This is a genomic window from Streptomyces sp. NPDC048718, from assembly GCF_043198875.1.
Taxonomy (GTDB): Bacteria; Actinomycetota; Actinomycetes; order Streptomycetales; family Streptomycetaceae; genus Streptomyces.
The window spans coordinates 30369-45288 of the sequence record NZ_JBICVG010000014.1 but is presented as its reverse complement, the minus strand read 5'-3'; the positions used below and the strand labels follow the sequence as shown (position 1 = coordinate 45288).

Below are 14920 nucleotides of genomic sequence, written 5' to 3'. Positions count from 1 at the left end.
CGCCGGGGAAGCCGGACCCGGCCGCGGCCGGGTCGCCGGTCAGCCCGCTTGGAGCGCAGGCTCCGCCCGCTCCGCCGTCAGCGGTGCCCGTCGGGCCACCGCGAACTCGACCACTTGGTGAGCCATGATGGCCAGTTGGGACCGGATGTGGGGATCCGCGCAGGCGCCGTCGGGAGAGAAACCGGTGACGCCGGTGTTCACCGCCACGCCCAGCGGGGTGTTCCAGCCGCGCAGCGCGTGCACGGTGTCGCGCAGCGCCGACAGCGTGGTCATCGCGCCCTGCCAGCCCGCGCCGACCGCGAGCGTGCCGACCGCGCGCCCGCTCAGATAGGGCCGCTCGTCGCCGCGCAGCGCCTCCAGGTGATCCAGGGCGTTCTTCAACAGGCCCGTGACTCCGCCGTGGTAGACGGGACTGGCGATCACGATCCCGTCGGCCGCGGCCACCTCGGCGAGCAACCGCTCCACGGCGGCGGGACGTTCGGCCCCGGCCGGATCGAAGAGCGGAAGCACCAGATCGGCGCCAGGGATCAACCGGGTCTCCGCGCCCAGCCGTCCGGCCTCGTCGAGCACCAGACGCAGCGCCCGCTCGGCCCGTGAACCGGACCGGCGGGAGCCGCCGATGCCCACCACTTTCACCAACTGCCGCATGAGGAGCCCCCGAAGCCGTGTGCGGTCGTTCTTTCCGTGCGCCCCGTCGCCGACACTTCGTGAGCGTCGCCCCGAGGACCGCAACTCAGCCTCGGTCAAGGAAACTTGCTGGTCAAATGTTCGCCGACGGCGATTCCGATGGGAGAGATCGAGGAAATCGATGTGCCGGGAAGGGGGCGCCATCGGCCGATCGGCGCTGTCGATGGACACCATCGGAAAGGCGGTGTCCCCGCTTCTTGAGGGGCCGCCCGTCCGGCGCGATCATCGGACGATGCACTTCCGGCCCGAACTCATCGGACCCACCAGAGCCATCAAAGCCACCAGAGCCATCGGCTCCGTCGGATCGGCGACGCCATGACGGCGGCCGACACCTCTCTCGCCCCGCGGATCGCCCTGGTCGGCGCGACCGGCGCGGTCGGCGGCACCCTCCTGGACATCCTGGAGGACCACGGGTCGCCCTACCGCGCACTCCATCTGATCGCTTCCGCGCGGTCGGCGGGCCGCGAGATCCGGGCCGGCGGACTCGACCGTCCGGTGCGGGACCTCGCCGGATTCGACTTCCGCCGGGCCGACGTGGCCTTCTTCTTCGCGGGCGCCGAGGTCGGCCGCCGCTGGGCGCCGCTCGCCGCGGCCGCCGGGACCCTGGTCGTCGACGGCAGCAGTGCCTTCCGGCTCACGAAGGACGTTCCCCTGGTCGTCCCCGGGATCAACGGCGCCCTGCTCGACCGGCGCCCGGCGGGGGGACTCGTCGCGCTTCCCGGAGCGGGCGCCACCGCCCTGGCCCGGGTGCTCGCGCCGATCGTCCGCCGCTGGACCGTCCGCAAGGTCGTGGTGAGCACCTATCAGCCTGCCTCCGAGGCCGGGCACGCGGGCGTCGAGGAGCTCCAGGAGGGCACCCGGATCCGGCTCCAGGACCCGGAGGCCCCCCTGCCCGCCGAGATGTTCTCGCCGCCGCTCGCCTTCGACGCGCAGAGCGGCATGGGGGCCGGTGCCGAGCCGGACCGTGCGTCGGGCGGTACGTGGGCCGGCGCCCCGGAGGACGGCTTCACCGAGCAGGAGCGCGGGCTCCTGGAGGAGACCCGCCGCGTCCTCGGCCTGCCGGGGCTCGACCTGACCGCCACCTGTGTCCGGGTGCCCGTGGCACACGGTCAGTGCGCGGCGGTGTGGGTGGACTGCGCGCTCGCCGTGGACCGGGGCGCACTGATCGCCGCGCTGCGCTCGGCACCCGGCGTCACCGTGCACGACGGGGCCGGCCACGCCACGCCGACCCCCGCCACGCTGGACGATCCCGACCGGGTGCACGTGAGCCGGATCCGTCTCTCGCCGGCCGGTCCGAACGGCCCGACGGGCTTCTGGCTGTGGCTGGTCGCCGACAACCTCAGGAGCGGCGCGGCGCTGGGCGCGTTCCAGGTCCTCGGCGAACTCGCGGCACGCGGCACGCTCTGATCCCGCCGGGGACCGGGACGCGGGCCCGGACCCGTCGGCCGGCGCCGGACCTGCCGGCCGGCCGACGGACGTCGGCCTCAGCCCACGAGCTGGAGCCCGGAGCGACCGGTCCGCACGGCGAACCCGTCAGGCGCGTCGGACACTTCGGACACCACCGGCGGCGCGGGCGCCCTGGACGTGCCCTGTCCGTACGTCCGGTCCTGCCCGTACGCCGCGCCCTGTGCGTACGCCCCGTCCGGTCCGTCCTGCGCGGCGAAGCGCACGATCTGGTCGATGAACGCCCGCATCTCGCGGGTGACCTGCCGACCGTGCCGCCAGGCGATCTGGGTGTGCAGCTCGAACGGGGGCCGCCAGTCGAGCACCACCAGTCCGCCCGTCGCGAGCGCGTCGGCCACGGCGACCCGGGGGAGCACGCTCACCCCGAGCCCGGCGGCGACCCCGCGCTTTACGGACTCGACGGTGCCGAACTCCAGCAGCTCCGGCCCCGGCCCCGGCCCTGATCCCGGTCCCGATCCCGCAGTCGCGCCGACGGCCAGTTCCGCCTCCAGCAGCTCCCGGCAGCAGTCCCCCGCCTCCGGTACGAGAAGCGGTACGGCCGCCAGATCCCCCGAGGTCGGACCGGGCAGCCCGGCGAGCCGGTGCCCCGGCGCGGCGACCGCGACCAGCGGCTCGGACCACAGGGTCTCGGTGCTCAGCCCCGCGTGCTCGGTGCGCGCGTCCATGAAGAAGCCCATGTCCAGGGCGCCCTGCCGCAGCGCGTCGCGGGTGCGGTCGGCGGAGCCGGTCCGCGGCGAGATCCGCAGCCGCGGATAGCGGTGGTGGAGGAACTCCAGGACGGGTGGCATCCGGTACGAGGTGAGGCTCTCGCTCGTGCCGATCGTGAGCAGTCCGGCGGGCTCGGCCCAGCCGGTCGTCTTGTCCCGGGCCTCGTCGACGAGGGACAGGATGCGTTCCGCGTACGGAAGCAGCCGCTCGCCCGCCGGGGTGAGCCGGATCCTGCCCCGCAGGCGTTCGAAGAGTTCCACGCCGAGGGCCACTTCCAGGCTCTTGACCTGGGCGGTTACGCTCGACTGTGCGTAGTTCAGGTCGGCCGCCGCCTTGGTGAAGCTGAGCAGCGTCGCGACGCGATGGAACGTGGTGAGCTGTCTGAGATCCAACGGGCCTCCCCCTCGGCACTGGTGGACACGAGCGTCAGCGTGTCACTGCCATCCCATGTCCTCGTGGACGCCGTCGCCGCCCGCCGGGGTGATCGCGGGCCGCTGCGCGGTGGCGGTCGGGGACGGGGTGCCGGTCTGGGCAGCGGCCGAGGCGGTGACGGCGGAGCCGAGGAAGACGGCGGTGACCAGGGCGGTCGCGGCGGCGGCCGTGACGATGCGGGCGCGGAGCATGAAGGGACGTCCTTCCGGTACGGGTTCGGATGAGCGGCGGAAGCACCGGTGCCTTGGTGGGGTGTCCGCCGCGCATTAGCATCACCGGACGGGCGCCGAGGGGGAAGGAAGATCAGCTGGACCCTTTGGGCCTTGGCCGAAAACGGCCATGAGCGGGGAGCACGGACCGCTCGGCGTGGAGCCCGCGGGCCCGTGCCGAAGCGGTGCACGACGAGGAACGGGGGCCTCATGCTGGAAGCACTGGGACTCGACACAGGCACGGAGGCCGTCTACCGGGCCATGCTCGCGGAGCCCGGGGACGGAGCGGCGGACATCGCCCGGCGGCTCGGAACCACAAAGGAGGCCGTGTACCGGGCCTGGGAGCGGCTCGCCGAACTCTCCCTGGTCCAGAGTCCCGCCGCGGACGGCGGCCCGAGCGGCCCGAGCGGCCCGAGCGGCTCGGGCCGCCCGGCGGGCCGGCCCGAGCCGGTGAGCCCGGCACTCGGCCTCGACCATCTGGTCACCCGGGCCCAGACGGAACTGGAGGAACACCGCAGACGGGTCGCCGCCGCCCGGGTCACCGCCGCGCGGCTCGCCTCCGAGTACGCCGAACTGTCCGCCCGTACGACCCCGGTCACCGTGGAACACCTGCCCGATGTGGCGCAGACCAGGGCTAAGCTCGCGGTGCTGACCGACCGCGTACGCGAGGAGGTGATGGTCTTCGCGCCCGGCGGGGCGCAGACCGAGGCCAACCGGCAGGCCGCCCGGCCGCTCAACGAGCGCCTCCTCTGCCGGGGCGTGGCCATGCGTACCGTCTATCTCGACAGTGTCCGCAACGATCCGGCGACCGTCGCGCACGCCCGCGAACTCACCGGGCTCGGCGGCCAGGTCCGCACGGTCGCCACCCTGCCGATGCGAATGACCCTGGTGGACCGCGAGGCCGCGGTGATCCCGGTGGACGGCGACGACTCCAGCGCGGGGGCCGTCGTTCTGACCGGTCAGGGCCCGCTGACCGCCCTGTGCAGCCTCTTCGAGATGGTCTGGGAGACCGCCCGGCCGCTGGGGGATCCCGCGCGCCGGGCCGACGACGCCGACCGGCTGGACCGTCAGGAGGCCGCCGCGCTGCGGCTCCTCGCGGAGGGGCACACGGACGAGGGCATCGCCAAGCGCATGGGGCTGTCCCATCGGACCGCCCGGCGCATCGCGACCCTCCTCATGGAACGCCTCGGCGCCCGCAGCCGCTTCGAGGCGGGTGTACGGGCGGTCCAGCGCGGCTGGCTGCCGAGCGATCTATGACGTCGAGTGATCCATGACGCCGACCGATCGGAGACATCGAGCGACCAGCGTCACAGAGCGATCCATGACGCCGTGTGATCCGTGACGCCGTGTGATCCGTGACGCCGAAGGGGGCCCGCCGTCGTCAGGCGGCGGCGCCCCGCCGCACGCTCAGCGGCCGCTGGTCCGTCCAGACCTCCTCGATGTGCGCGAGGCACTCGGCCCGGGTACCGGTGAATTTGTCCACCCGCCACCCGGCGGGCAGCGCGCGTCCCTCCGCCCACAGGGAGTACTGCTCCTCGTCGTTCACCACGACCATGAACCGCTCGTCGACATCCGCGTCCTGCACGGCGCATTCCTCCACGACTGACTGATTGGGACAACTCTCTCAGCCTCGGTGCGGGCCGCCGCCCCGGCAAGATCCCCGCCATGGAACCTGCTGAACACCCGCATCGGCTGCGCCGATGGAGGTGCGGGGCCGGGCTCCCCGCTTCCGGGGCTCGGCGGCCGGGGTGCGCGGAATGGGTGGCGAAGTCCGCGATACGAGGCCGGTGTTTCCGCAATGGGTCACGGCAGTGGTGTGAAGCGGACGGGTTTCGGAGATCATTGTCCGAATGGTCTCGCATGCGCCGCGCGGCATGGCCGCCAGTCCCGTGAATCCTGCGGGGAACGCGGAAGTGATTCCGGCACCGGGGTTCGTCGACGGACAAGCGTCTCGCGCGAAGGCGTTCCGGGAGACGCCGCGCGCGTGGCCGGTCCGGCCGTGAGGCCTGATCGGGTCCACCTCCACCACGTCACGGACCGTGCGGACGGCTCCGTGTGACGGCATGTCGAGAGTAGCGAATCCTTTCCCGTTCAAGGCTCCTGAGGGGAATTCTGTGCACGCTCGGACAAGAATTTCCGGACCCGTCGATACGGCAGAATGGCCGAAGGTGATCTTTTCGGGAGTCTGTTGTGCTGCTACTCGACCTCAATACCGTGCCGCCCCGAGAGCGGGTGGAGGCATTTCGCCACGCGCTGACGGATTCCTTGGTGCCCAACGACATTTCCCACGAGGAGCCGGAGGGCGGTATCCACGCGCGGATGGAAATGTGGCGTGTCGGTGGGCTGGACCTCTTCGCCACCCGTAACTCGGGCTTCCAGGTACGGCGTACGGCCCGCCATGTGCGTCATCACCGCGACCACCCGATCGTCTCCGTCTCGCTGCAGCCCGAGGGCGTCCACCGGGCCGAAGTCGCGGACCGGCGGGAATTCCTGGGAGCCGACGACATCTGCGTCTTCCACGAGCTGTCGCCCCGGGTGTACGGCTGGTCCGGCGACGCGGCGTCCCAATCCATCATGTTCGACACCCACCGCCTCGGTGTGCCGGTGGACACCGTGGTGCGGGCCTCCTCGCGCCTGCGGGCCAGTCCGCTCTACGGGCTGGTGCTGGAACATCTGCGGGGAGTCTGGCGCGACCCGGGCCGGCTGGAGAACGATCCCGGTTCCGAGGCCCTGGCGTCGGCCACGACGGAACTCGTGCGCGCGTTGCTCCTCTCCGCCGCGCACACCGAACAGACGGCCGAGGTCAGGTCGACGATGGACGAGACCCTGCTCACCCGGATCACGGCCTACGCCAGGGCCCACCTCGCGGACCGCGACCTGACGCCGGAGCGGATCGCGGCGGAGCACGCCGTCTCGGTCCGCCGGCTCTACACGCTGCTCAGCGAGGCGGGGATCAGCCTGGAACAGTGGCTCATCACGGAACGGCTCGCGAAGGCCCGGCGGATGCTGACCTCGGCCCGGCACGCCCGCCTGACCATCGCCGCGGTCTCCGCCCGGTGCGGATTCAGCACACCGAGCCACTTCAGCCGCCGTTTCCAGGCGGCCTACGGGATGTCCCCGGGCGAATGGCGACGGCAGGGCCCCCTCGCCATCGCGGAACCGCACGAGTGATCCGCCGGGGCGCCCGCGCCAGGGCCGGGCGGGCGCTTTCGGCCGCCGCCGGGACGACCCGCCCCGGCGGCAACGGGACCCACGGGCCGAACCACCCGGCCTGTACGTCGATGACGCCCAGGAAGGCGTACCGGTCTTCCGCCGTGAGAACCAGGACCGCGCCTCCTGGGGAATCCCCCTGACCCGGATCGGGCAGGACGACCCACCGGTGGTGGAGACACCTCAGGGCTGGATTCCCTTTCTCGACCGGATGTCCCTGGCCTGGGCCGAGCTGGTCCTGAGCGAGTCGCCCCTTTTCACGGACCACCTCTACGACGCCCGCGAGCCGCCCGACACGCTGATGCCGGCGCCCCACGCCCGGCATGCCCGGGCCGGCCTGCCGGATCATCCGATGCGGGCGAGCGAGGACGGCTCACCGGTCCGCTGGTACGCGGCTCCCGGCCGGCGCAGGGGTCCCGGATCGGCCGGACGGCCGCACTCTGAGGAAACGACCTCGGCCTGAGCCGGTGCGCGGCGAGTGGGCGACGATCCCGCGTTTTCTGCGGGCACGGACAAGAGTTCCGCAGGGAGGGGCATCACGGCGGTGTCACGGTGTCTCAAGGACGTACAAGACCGGAGCGACGCGGTACGGGAACGCGGCGCGGACAACGCGCGCCGCACCCCGGCCCACCGGTCCCGGCGTCGCGGAGAGACGACCACGAATGAGGACTGCCATGGCCGAAACGTTGCGGCGAGCCCCCGTCGGCAGTGCCGTACTCCAGGAACTGATCGACGAGCTCGCGGAGTCGCTCGGCCGGTCCGTGGCCCTGGCCGACCCTCAGATCAGAGGCATCTGTTCGAGCCGGCACTTCGGTGACGCCGACCCGGCACGCGTGTACAGCCTGTTGCAGGGACGGGCCGGTCACGAGGTCGCCCGTCACGTCCTCGACCAGGGCGTCGCCCAGTGGTCCCGGCCGGGTTTCGTCGCGGGGCGGGACGATCTCGGGCTGCTCACCCGCTACTGCGTGCCGCTGCGCGAGCGCGGCCATTTCCTCGGTCTGCTGACGATCGTCGTACCGGACGCGCGGCTGGATCCGGAGGCGATCGACGCCGTCGCCCGTGCGACCCCCGCCATTGCCGGCCGGGTCTACGCCGAGCAGGTCCTGGCCCACGCGGAGAAGAGAAGGGAGCAGGAACTGCTCCTGGCGCTGCTGGGGCCGGACCCGGCGGCGCGCGCCGAGGCCCGCCGGCGACTGGTGGACGACATGCGGCTCCCGGACGCGCCCCACGCGGTGGTCGGCGTGGTGCAGCTGGCCGGCGCCCGGGTGTCTCCGGGCCAGGTGTCGGACGTCCTGCGCGGGGTGGTGGAGGACAGCCGCCGCACCCGGTCGGCGCACGGCGTCTTCGCGGTCCTGCCGGACCGGGCCGTCCTGCTCCAGCTCGCCGACCGGCCGCTGACGCCCGAGCAGCTCCAGACGCAGTCCCGGCGCATCCTGGAAGGTCTCGGCACGTGCCCCGACGCGTCGGCCGCGCCCGTCGTCGGCACCGGCGGTCACCAGACGGGTCTCGCCGGCGCGCGGACCTCTCACGAGCAGGCGCTCGTCGCGGTGCGCGCCGCCCGCCGGATGCCCTCGCTCAAGGGGGTCGGGTCCTGGGAGGAACTCGGCGAGCTCGCCGTGCTCCTGCACCTGCCGGACCGGGCCCTGAACGAGTCGCTGCTCCCCGGACCGCTGCGCGCGCTGCTGGAGTCCGGTTGCGGGCCGAGGCTGGAGGAGACCCTGCGGTGCTTCCTCGATCAAGCCGGATCGGTACCCAGGGCCGCCGAGGCGCTGCGGATCCACCGCACCTCGCTGTACTACCGGTTGCGGCAGATCCAGGAGATCACCGGGCTCGACCTGGACAACGGGGCGGATCGCATCACCCTGCATCTGGGGTTGCGCACCCGGGAACTCCTCATGTCTCTCGGTGCCTCCGGCGGCTACGACGGCGACGGCCGGCGGCCCGGGCGGGCCGCCGCACCGGGCAACGCTCCCGCGGCGCGGACCGGAACCGGGCCCGCCGCCCGGACCCCCGGTTCCGGTCCGCGCGGCGGGCGGAGCGCGCGCGTCCGCCGGGAACGTCCCTCCGCCACGGTCTGACCGGGCGGTCCGCCAGGGCCCGTGACCGATGCCCGCCCGTCGCCGGCCGGGCGCACGCCCCCGTACGCCACACGCCCCGCACATCTCACGCTCTGGTACGTCACACGCCCCGGGCGGCCGTCGTACCGAGAAAACGGACATGGGGCCGGCCGCCGGGTCCGGGGCGGGTGACCTCGGCCCGGACCCCGTACACCGAGGCGATGAGCTCCTCGGTGAGCACCTCCGCCGCCGGGCCGGCCGCCACCACCCGCCCCGCCCGCAGCACCACGAGGTGATCGCAGTACATCGCCGCCAGGTTCAGATCGTGCAGCGCGACGACGGTGGTCAGGTCCGGGCCCGGCTCCGAGACCAGTTCCAGCAGGTCCAGTTGGTGGCGTACGTCCAGATGGTTGGTGGGCTCGTCGAGCAGCAGCTCGCGCGGTTCCTGGGCGAGCGCCCGGGCGATCTGGACCCGCTGCCGCTCGCCGCCCGAGAGGGTGCGCCAGGTCCGGTCCGCCCGGTCGGCGAGTCCGGTACGGGCCAGCGCCGAGCGCACCGCCGTCTCGTCGGCCGCCGAAGGCGGCGCCCACGCCCGGCGGTGCGGGATCCGGCCGAGCCGTACCACCTCGGCCACCGTCAGATCGACCTGGGTGTCGGCGTGCTGCTCGACCGTGGCCAGGCGCCTGGCCACGGCGCGCCGGGACAGACCGCCCAGGGGATCGCCGTCGAGCGTGACGACCCCGGTGTCCGGGGCCAGGATCCCGGCGAGCAGCCGCAGCAGGGTGGACTTGCCCGAGCCGTTCGGGCCGAGCAGACCGGTGACCGTGCCCGGACGCGCCACGATGCTCACCCCGTCGACGACGAGGACACCGCCCGCCGAGCGCGCGACCCGGTCGGCCCGCAGCCCGCCCCGCCCGGCCGCCGCCACCCCGCTCACCGCCCGCCTCGCGCGTGCGTACGGGACAGGACGAGAACGAAGACCGGCACCCCGATCAGCGAGGTCACCACGCCGACCGGCACCTCCTGCGGGTCGAGTACGGTACGGGCCACGGTGTCGGCCCAGACCAGAAAGACCGCCCCGGCCACCGCCGTCAGCGGCAGCAGCCGGGCGTGCCCGGGACCGGTCAGCGCCCGGACCGCGTGCGGCAGGACCAGGCCGACGAAGCCGATCGCCCCCGCCGAGGAGACCAGCACGGCGGTGAGCAGCGCGGTCACCGACAGCAGGATCATCCGGGTCCGGGCCACCTGTACCCCGAGCGACGTCGCGGCGTCCTCGCCGAACGCGAGGGCGTCCAGCGTCCGTACGGATCCGCCGCACACCAGCAGGGCCGCCACCAGCGCCGCGCAGCCGGCGCCGGCATCGGTCCAGTCGGCGCCGGCGAGCGAGCCGAGCAGCCAGAACAGCACTCCGCGGGTGGTCTCCGCGTCGGCGGCGGTCATCACCACGAACGAGGTGAGCGCGGAGAACAGCTGCATCACGGCGACCCCGGCGAGCACGACCCGGTCCGTCCCGCCGCCGAGGACCCGGCCGAGCGACACGACCAGCGCGAACGAGCAGACCGCGCCGAGGAACGCGCCCCCGGTGACGGACAGCGCGCCCCCGCCGAGGCCGAGCACCACGACCGCGACCGCCCCGGTCGACGCGCCCGAGGAGACACCCAGGACGAACGGATCGGCGAGCGGATTGCGCAGCAGCGACTGCAGCACCGCGCCGCACACCGCGAGCCCGGCGCCGCACACGGCCGCGAGCAGGGTCCGGGGCAGCCGCAGGTTCCAGACGATGCCGTCCCGGATCGGGGTGAGTCCCGAGGAGCCGCCCGACAGGTGGGCGGTGACCACGGAGCGCACCTCGGCCACCCGGATGTCGGTGGGGCCGATGGTGAGGGCGACGGCGACCGACGCGCACAGCAGCGCGATCCCCGCCGCCCCGGCGACCGGTGACAGCAGCCGGGGCCGGGACCGGAACCACGTCCTGGGCCGGAACCACGTCCTGGGCCGGAACCACGTCCTGGGCCGGGACCGGGTCACTTCGCGAATCCGTACGTCCGCAGTGCGGCGGCCACCTTCTCGATGCTCTCGACGGTGCGCGGGGTGGGGTTCAGCGCCTGGCCGCCGAGGATCACGTACCGCTTCTTCCGTACCGCCGTCATGTTCCTGGTGACGGGGTGGGATTCCAGGAACTCGATCTTCTTTGCGGCGCTCTCGGCGGACTGCGCCTTGCGGGTCAGATCGGCGATCACCAGGACGTCCGGGTCCCGCTCGGCCACCGTCTCCCAGTTGATCTGAGGCCATTCCTCATGGGTGTCGTCGAAGACGTTGCGCACCCCGAGGGTCCGGCTGACGATCCCGGGCGCTCCGCAGCAGCCGGCCATGTACGGCCCCTGTGAGTCGGAGTACCAGTACAGGACGGAGGCGCGCCCGAAGCCCGCGCCCGCCGTCGCCTTCGTGACCCGGTCCCGCAGCTCGCCGACGAGTTCCCCGGCGCGCTCGGGCACCCCGAACACCCGGCCCAGGTCGCGTATCTCGCCGTACACGTCGTCCATCGTCAGCGGCCGGGTACGGACCCCGTCGCCGTCACCGCTGTTGTCCTTGCCGACGCAGTCGGAGGGGGAGAGATACGTGGGCACGCCGAGGGCGCCGAACCGCTCGCGGGGCGCCACGCCGCCCTTGCCCAGGGTGTAGAGGAACGAGGCGCTGACGAAGTCGGGTTCGGTGTCCAGCACCTTCTCGAAGGAGGGATAGCGCTCGGCGAGCCGGGGGACCTTGGCGTTCTCTTTCTCCAGGCCCTTGAGCACCGGGTCCGTCCAGGTGGCCGTGCCCACCATGCGGTCGGCGAGCCCGAGCGCCAGCAGGATCTCGGCCGAGCCCTGGTCGAGGGCGACGGCCCGGCTCGGCGGGCGGTCGATCGTGATCCGCTGTCCGCAGTTGTCGAGCGCCACCGGATAGCCGGAGGCGGCCCCCGCCCCCGCCGCCGAGGACGCGGGAGCCGGAGCGGCGGCCGGCGGCCTGCCGGCGCCGCAGCCGGTGAGGAGTACGGCACCGGCCAGAAGCGGCACGGCGAAACGGGCGGGGTGTGCGAGGGGCACGGGAGAGTCCTCTGTGTCCACGGCTCATGCGCGAAGCCTGTCGTACGGTGCTCCCCGGACCGCCTGTCAGGGCGCCGGGGCCGCCAGCAGGTCTTCGGACTCGGGTTCGTCCGGACGGAACGCCTTCCCAGGTCCGTCGGGACCCAGTGGCCGTGCTCCGCCCGTCACCCTTACCGCTGCGCGTCAGTTCCGGACTCCCACCGGATTCCCTGACCCGTGTACCTACGTTGTTCGTACGTACAAAGGTGCGACTGGCCTGGGCAAATTACCACAGGCTTGACAATCGACAGGGGGCCGCACCGGTGGTCCCCGGCCGTCGCCCGGCGCCGTCACCGGTGCCGATCGCGTATCAAAAGGGGCCCCTCCGTGGGGAACGGACGCGCGGTCAGGCACACTCTGCGGGGACTGGCCCCTTCGACTGAGGATGACCGCGCATGATCACGCTGACCAAGGAAGACGGCCCCGCGGACCTGGACGGGGTGACCCATCTGTCCATCGGTGTCTCCTGGGACCCCACCGCCGGCAGCTCCGGCGGCGTGCTGGGCCGGCTGCGCCGCAAGACCGGCACCGACCTCGACCTGATCGCCATCGCCATGCAGGGCGGCGACCCGGTCCGGCTCGCCGGGCTCGACTCGCTCGACCCGATGGGCAACGGTTCGCTGCTGCACAGCGGCGACAACCAGACCGGCCACGGCGACGGCGACGACGAGACGGTGACCGTCGAGTTCGCCAAGCTCCCGGCGCCCATCACGTCGATCGTGTTCGTCGCCGCCGCGTACAAGAAGGGCAGCTCCTTCCAGAAGGCCCGCAACATCAGCTTCAAGGTCTACGACGCGACCGGCGGCAGCTCCCAGCAGGTCGCCGACATCTGGCCCAGCCTGCTGACCCAGGACAACGCCTGCGCCGTGGCCAAGGCGACCAGGATAGGCGGCGTCTGGAAGCTCGAAGTGATCAACGAGACGGGCAAGATCAAGCAGGGCGACGAGCACGCCCTGATGCGCTTCGCGGTCAGCAAGTAGCCGGTCCCCAAGGCGGTGTACGGGCGAAGGCGAAGCCCCCGTGCACCGCCTCCGTACACCTGGCTCGCCCGGCACCCTGCGCGTCCTTTACGCGGGGCCCTCCGCGCGGCCCCGCTCCCACCGCGTCCGCCGGAGTGGCGAGCGGGCCGCCAAGTGGTCGGAAATCGCCTCCCGATCGAGTGAGCCGGGAGATGCGCCGCCGTCCGCGCCGCCCGGGATGTCCGACGATCGCCAGGGGTGTCCGGCACCCGCCTGCCGTCCGGTGCGGGGCCTTCCCCGACGATCCGGAAGGGCGGCCATGCGCGTTCTGCTCATCGCCAGCGGCTACAACTCCCTCACCCAGCGGGTCAGGGCCGAGCTGGGGGACCGCGGGCACGCCGTCTCCGTCGAGATCACCCCCGACGGGGACGCGGTACGGGCCGCCGTCGGACGGCACACGCCCGACCTGGTCCTCGCCCCCATGCTGAAGACCGTCGTGCCCCGCGACGTGTGGTCCGGCCGCCCCTGTCTGATCGTCCATCCGGGGCCGGTGGGCGACCGCGGACCGTCCTCGCTGGACCGGGCGATCCTCGAGGGCGCCACCGAGTGGGGCGTGACCGTCCTCCAGGCCGCCGAGGAGATGGACGCCGGCGATGTCTGGGCGACGGCCGGCTTTTGCGTCCCGGAGGCGGGCAAGAGCGACCTGTACCGCAACGAGCTGTCCGACGCGGCCATGACCGCCGTCCACCTCGCCGTCGAACGGTTCGCCGCCGGAGCCCGGCCGCGCCCGCAGACCGGGCCGGTGCGCACCCGTCCCTTCCTCCGCCAGGAGCAGCGCCGCATCTCCTGGGAGGAGGACACCGATACGGTCCTGCGCACCCTGCGCGCCGCCGACTCGCAACCCGGTGTGCCGGACGAACTGCTCGGAGCCGAATGGTTCCTGCACGGCGGCCACCCGGAGGACGGCCTGCGTGGCCGGCCCGGTGAACTGCTGGCGGCCCGCGGCGGCGCGGTCTGCCGCGCCACGGCGGACGGCGCCGTGTGGCTCCCCGAACTGCGCGCCCGCACCGGCCCCGGCGCGGCGCGGGCCTGCAAACTGCCCGCCACCTTGGCCCTCGCCCTCGCGGGCCGGCTGCCGGGGCTCCCCGAGCCGCCCCTGTCCCGCCGGGCGCCGACGTCACCGGATACGCCGACACCAGCGCCGGCGCCGGACCGGACCTGGTCCGACATCCGCTACCGCGAACAGGGCGCCGTCGGGGTGCTGTCCTTCTCCTTTCCCGGCGGCGCGATGAGCACCGGCCACTGCCGCCGCCTGCTGCGGGCGTACCGGACCGCCTGCCGCCGCCCCACCTCCGTCCTCGTCCTCGGCGGACAGCGCGACTTCTTCTCCAACGGCATCCACCTCCACGTGATCGAGGCGGCCGCCGACCCGGCCGCCGAGTCCTGGGCGAACATCAACGCCATGAACGACCTGGTCGAGGCCGTTCTCACGACGACCGACCGGCTCGTCGTCAGCGCGATCGGCGGCAACGCCGCGGCCGGCGGCGTGATGCTGGCGCTGGCCGCCGACGAGGTGTGGTGCAGGTCGGGGTCCGTACTCAACCCCCACTACCGGCGCATGGGCCTTTACGGGTCCGAGTACTGGACCCACACCCTGCCCCGCAAGGTGGGTCCGGCCATGGCGGAGCGCCTCACCCGCAGCGCCCGTCCCGTCTCGGCGTCCGCCGCCCGGATCGCGGGACTCGTCGACCGGGTCGTCGACTGCGCGCCGGGGGAGTTCTCCGCCGAGATCACCCGCTTGGCCGCCCGGCTGGCCACGCACCCGAGCGTCGCGCGCCGCGTGGCGGCGAAGAAGGCGGAGCACGAAGCCCGGGAGGCGTCCAACCCCCTGGCGGCCTGCCGGGAGCGGGAGCTCGGCCGTATGCGGGCGATCTTCGACGACCCCGCCGCGCCGTACCACGCGCTGCGCCGCGCGTTCGTCCGCAAGGAGGGTCCGGCCGCCGGATCGCCCGACGCCCGGGATGCGGACCTGGCCGGTGCGGCCGACCGTTGACTCGTACGCGGGGACA

The 14920-nt window shown here is 73.3% G+C and carries 14 protein-coding genes and 1 riboswitch; of the genes, 7 read left to right on the top strand and 7 right to left on the bottom strand.

Annotated elements, in window-relative coordinates; translation table 11 throughout:
* Positions 1-39: 39 nt before the first annotated feature.
* Positions 40-648 carry an NADPH-dependent FMN reductase gene (locus tag ACGFRB_RS24925; protein ID WP_393246066.1) on the bottom strand — a complete coding sequence of 203 codons (609 nt, stop codon included), beginning with the start codon at positions 646-648 and terminating at the stop codon, positions 40-42.
* A gap of 354 nt (positions 649-1002) precedes the next feature.
* Here ACGFRB_RS24925 and ACGFRB_RS24920 point away from each other — a divergent pair, with 354 nt between their 5' ends.
* On the top strand, positions 1003-2094 hold the full coding sequence (locus ACGFRB_RS24920) for an aspartate-semialdehyde dehydrogenase (protein WP_393246064.1): 1092 nt from the start codon (positions 1003-1005) through the stop codon (positions 2092-2094).
* 77 nt (positions 2095-2171) lie between these two features.
* Here ACGFRB_RS24920 and ACGFRB_RS24915 read toward each other — a convergent pair whose 3' ends face one another.
* Both ACGFRB_RS24915 and ACGFRB_RS24910 read right to left on the bottom strand, forming a co-directional pair.
* A complete protein-coding gene (locus ACGFRB_RS24915) occupies positions 2172-3251 on the bottom strand; it encodes a LysR family transcriptional regulator (RefSeq protein ID WP_393246062.1) in 1080 nt (359 codons plus the stop codon).
* A 42-nt stretch (positions 3252-3293) separates the two neighbouring features.
* Positions 3294-3482 (bottom strand): hypothetical protein, encoded by a 189-nt coding sequence (locus ACGFRB_RS24910; protein WP_393246060.1) that lies wholly within the window; start codon positions 3480-3482, stop codon positions 3294-3296.
* Positions 3483-3710: 228 nt separating this feature from the next.
* Here ACGFRB_RS24910 and ACGFRB_RS24905 point away from each other — a divergent pair, with 228 nt between their 5' ends.
* Positions 3711-4757 carry a helix-turn-helix domain-containing protein gene (locus tag ACGFRB_RS24905; RefSeq protein WP_393246059.1) on the top strand — a complete coding sequence of 349 codons (1047 nt, stop codon included), beginning with the start codon at positions 3711-3713 and terminating at the stop codon, positions 4755-4757.
* Between the two features lie 124 nt (positions 4758-4881).
* Here the strand turns inward: ACGFRB_RS24905 and ACGFRB_RS24900 are convergent, their stop codons facing one another.
* A complete protein-coding gene (locus ACGFRB_RS24900) occupies positions 4882-5085 on the bottom strand; it encodes an MbtH family protein (RefSeq protein ID WP_393246057.1) in 204 nt (67 codons plus the stop codon).
* A gap of 605 nt (positions 5086-5690) precedes the next feature.
* On the opposite strand from ACGFRB_RS24900, the gene ACGFRB_RS24895 reads away from it, so the two are divergent.
* The 3 genes from ACGFRB_RS24895 to ACGFRB_RS24885 all read left to right on the top strand — a co-directional run bounded on the left by ACGFRB_RS24895 (position 5691) and on the right by ACGFRB_RS24885 (position 8788).
* Entirely contained in the window at positions 5691-6671 is a 981-nt protein-coding gene (locus ACGFRB_RS24895; protein WP_393246055.1) for a helix-turn-helix domain-containing protein, read from the top strand.
* Between the two features lie 208 nt (positions 6672-6879).
* Entirely contained in the window at positions 6880-7173 is a 294-nt protein-coding gene (locus ACGFRB_RS24890) for a hypothetical protein (RefSeq protein ID WP_393246053.1), read from the top strand.
* A 211-nt stretch (positions 7174-7384) separates the two neighbouring features.
* On the top strand, positions 7385-8788 hold the full coding sequence (locus ACGFRB_RS24885) for a PucR family transcriptional regulator (protein WP_393246051.1): 1404 nt from the start codon (positions 7385-7387) through the stop codon (positions 8786-8788).
* A gap of 100 nt (positions 8789-8888) precedes the next feature.
* Here ACGFRB_RS24885 and ACGFRB_RS24880 read toward each other — a convergent pair whose 3' ends face one another.
* The 3 genes from ACGFRB_RS24880 to ACGFRB_RS24870 form a co-directional block, all read right to left on the bottom strand.
* On the bottom strand, positions 8889-9704 hold the full coding sequence (locus tag ACGFRB_RS24880) for an ABC transporter ATP-binding protein (RefSeq protein ID WP_393246049.1): 816 nt from the start codon (positions 9702-9704) through the stop codon (positions 8889-8891).
* Positions 9701-10714, bottom strand: coding sequence for an iron chelate uptake ABC transporter family permease subunit (locus ACGFRB_RS24875; RefSeq protein WP_363011373.1), 1014 nt, complete (start codon positions 10712-10714; stop codon positions 9701-9703). Before ACGFRB_RS24875 ends, ACGFRB_RS24880 begins: the two co-directional genes overlap by 4 nt.
* Before the next feature lie 77 nt (positions 10715-10791).
* Positions 10792-11853 carry an ABC transporter substrate-binding protein gene (locus ACGFRB_RS24870; protein WP_393246047.1) on the bottom strand — a complete coding sequence of 354 codons (1062 nt, stop codon included), beginning with the start codon at positions 11851-11853 and terminating at the stop codon, positions 10792-10794.
* 67 nt (positions 11854-11920) lie between these two features.
* A riboswitch (cobalamin riboswitch) is annotated at positions 11921-12124 on the bottom strand.
* Positions 12125-12287: 163 nt separating this feature from the next.
* On the opposite strand from ACGFRB_RS24870, the gene ACGFRB_RS24865 reads away from it, so the two are divergent.
* The gene (locus ACGFRB_RS24865) at positions 12288-12872 is read left to right on the top strand and encodes a TerD family protein (RefSeq protein WP_363011302.1); all 585 of its coding nucleotides are present in this window, start codon (positions 12288-12290) and stop codon (positions 12870-12872) included.
* A gap of 298 nt (positions 12873-13170) precedes the next feature.
* Positions 13171-14904: an enoyl-CoA hydratase-related protein gene (locus tag ACGFRB_RS24860; RefSeq protein ID WP_393246045.1), complete on the top strand. Its 1734-nt coding sequence runs from the start codon at positions 13171-13173 to the stop codon at positions 14902-14904.
* Positions 14905-14920: the final 16 nt, after the last annotated feature.

Excerpts from the sequence above, each read along its gene's own strand:
- ACGFRB_RS24905 (WP_393246059.1), top strand. The coding sequence starts at position 3,711 with ATGCTGGAAGCACTGGGACTCGACACAGGCACGGAGGCCGTCTACCGG.
- ACGFRB_RS24920 (WP_393246064.1), top strand. The coding sequence starts at position 1,003 with ATGACGGCGGCCGACACCTCTCTCGCCCCGCGGATCGCCCTGGTCGGC.
- ACGFRB_RS24865 (WP_363011302.1), top strand. The coding sequence starts at position 12,288 with ATGATCACGCTGACCAAGGAAGACGGCCCCGCGGACCTGGACGGGGTG.
- ACGFRB_RS24885 (WP_393246051.1), top strand. The coding sequence starts at position 7,385 with ATGGCCGAAACGTTGCGGCGAGCCCCCGTCGGCAGTGCCGTACTCCAG.
- ACGFRB_RS24925 (WP_393246066.1), bottom strand. The coding sequence starts at position 648 with ATGCGGCAGTTGGTGAAAGTGGTGGGCATCGGCGGCTCCCGCCGGTCC.
- ACGFRB_RS24860 (WP_393246045.1), top strand. The coding sequence starts at position 13,171 with ATGCGCGTTCTGCTCATCGCCAGCGGCTACAACTCCCTCACCCAGCGG.
- ACGFRB_RS24910 (WP_393246060.1), bottom strand. The coding sequence starts at position 3,482 with ATGCTCCGCGCCCGCATCGTCACGGCCGCCGCCGCGACCGCCCTGGTC.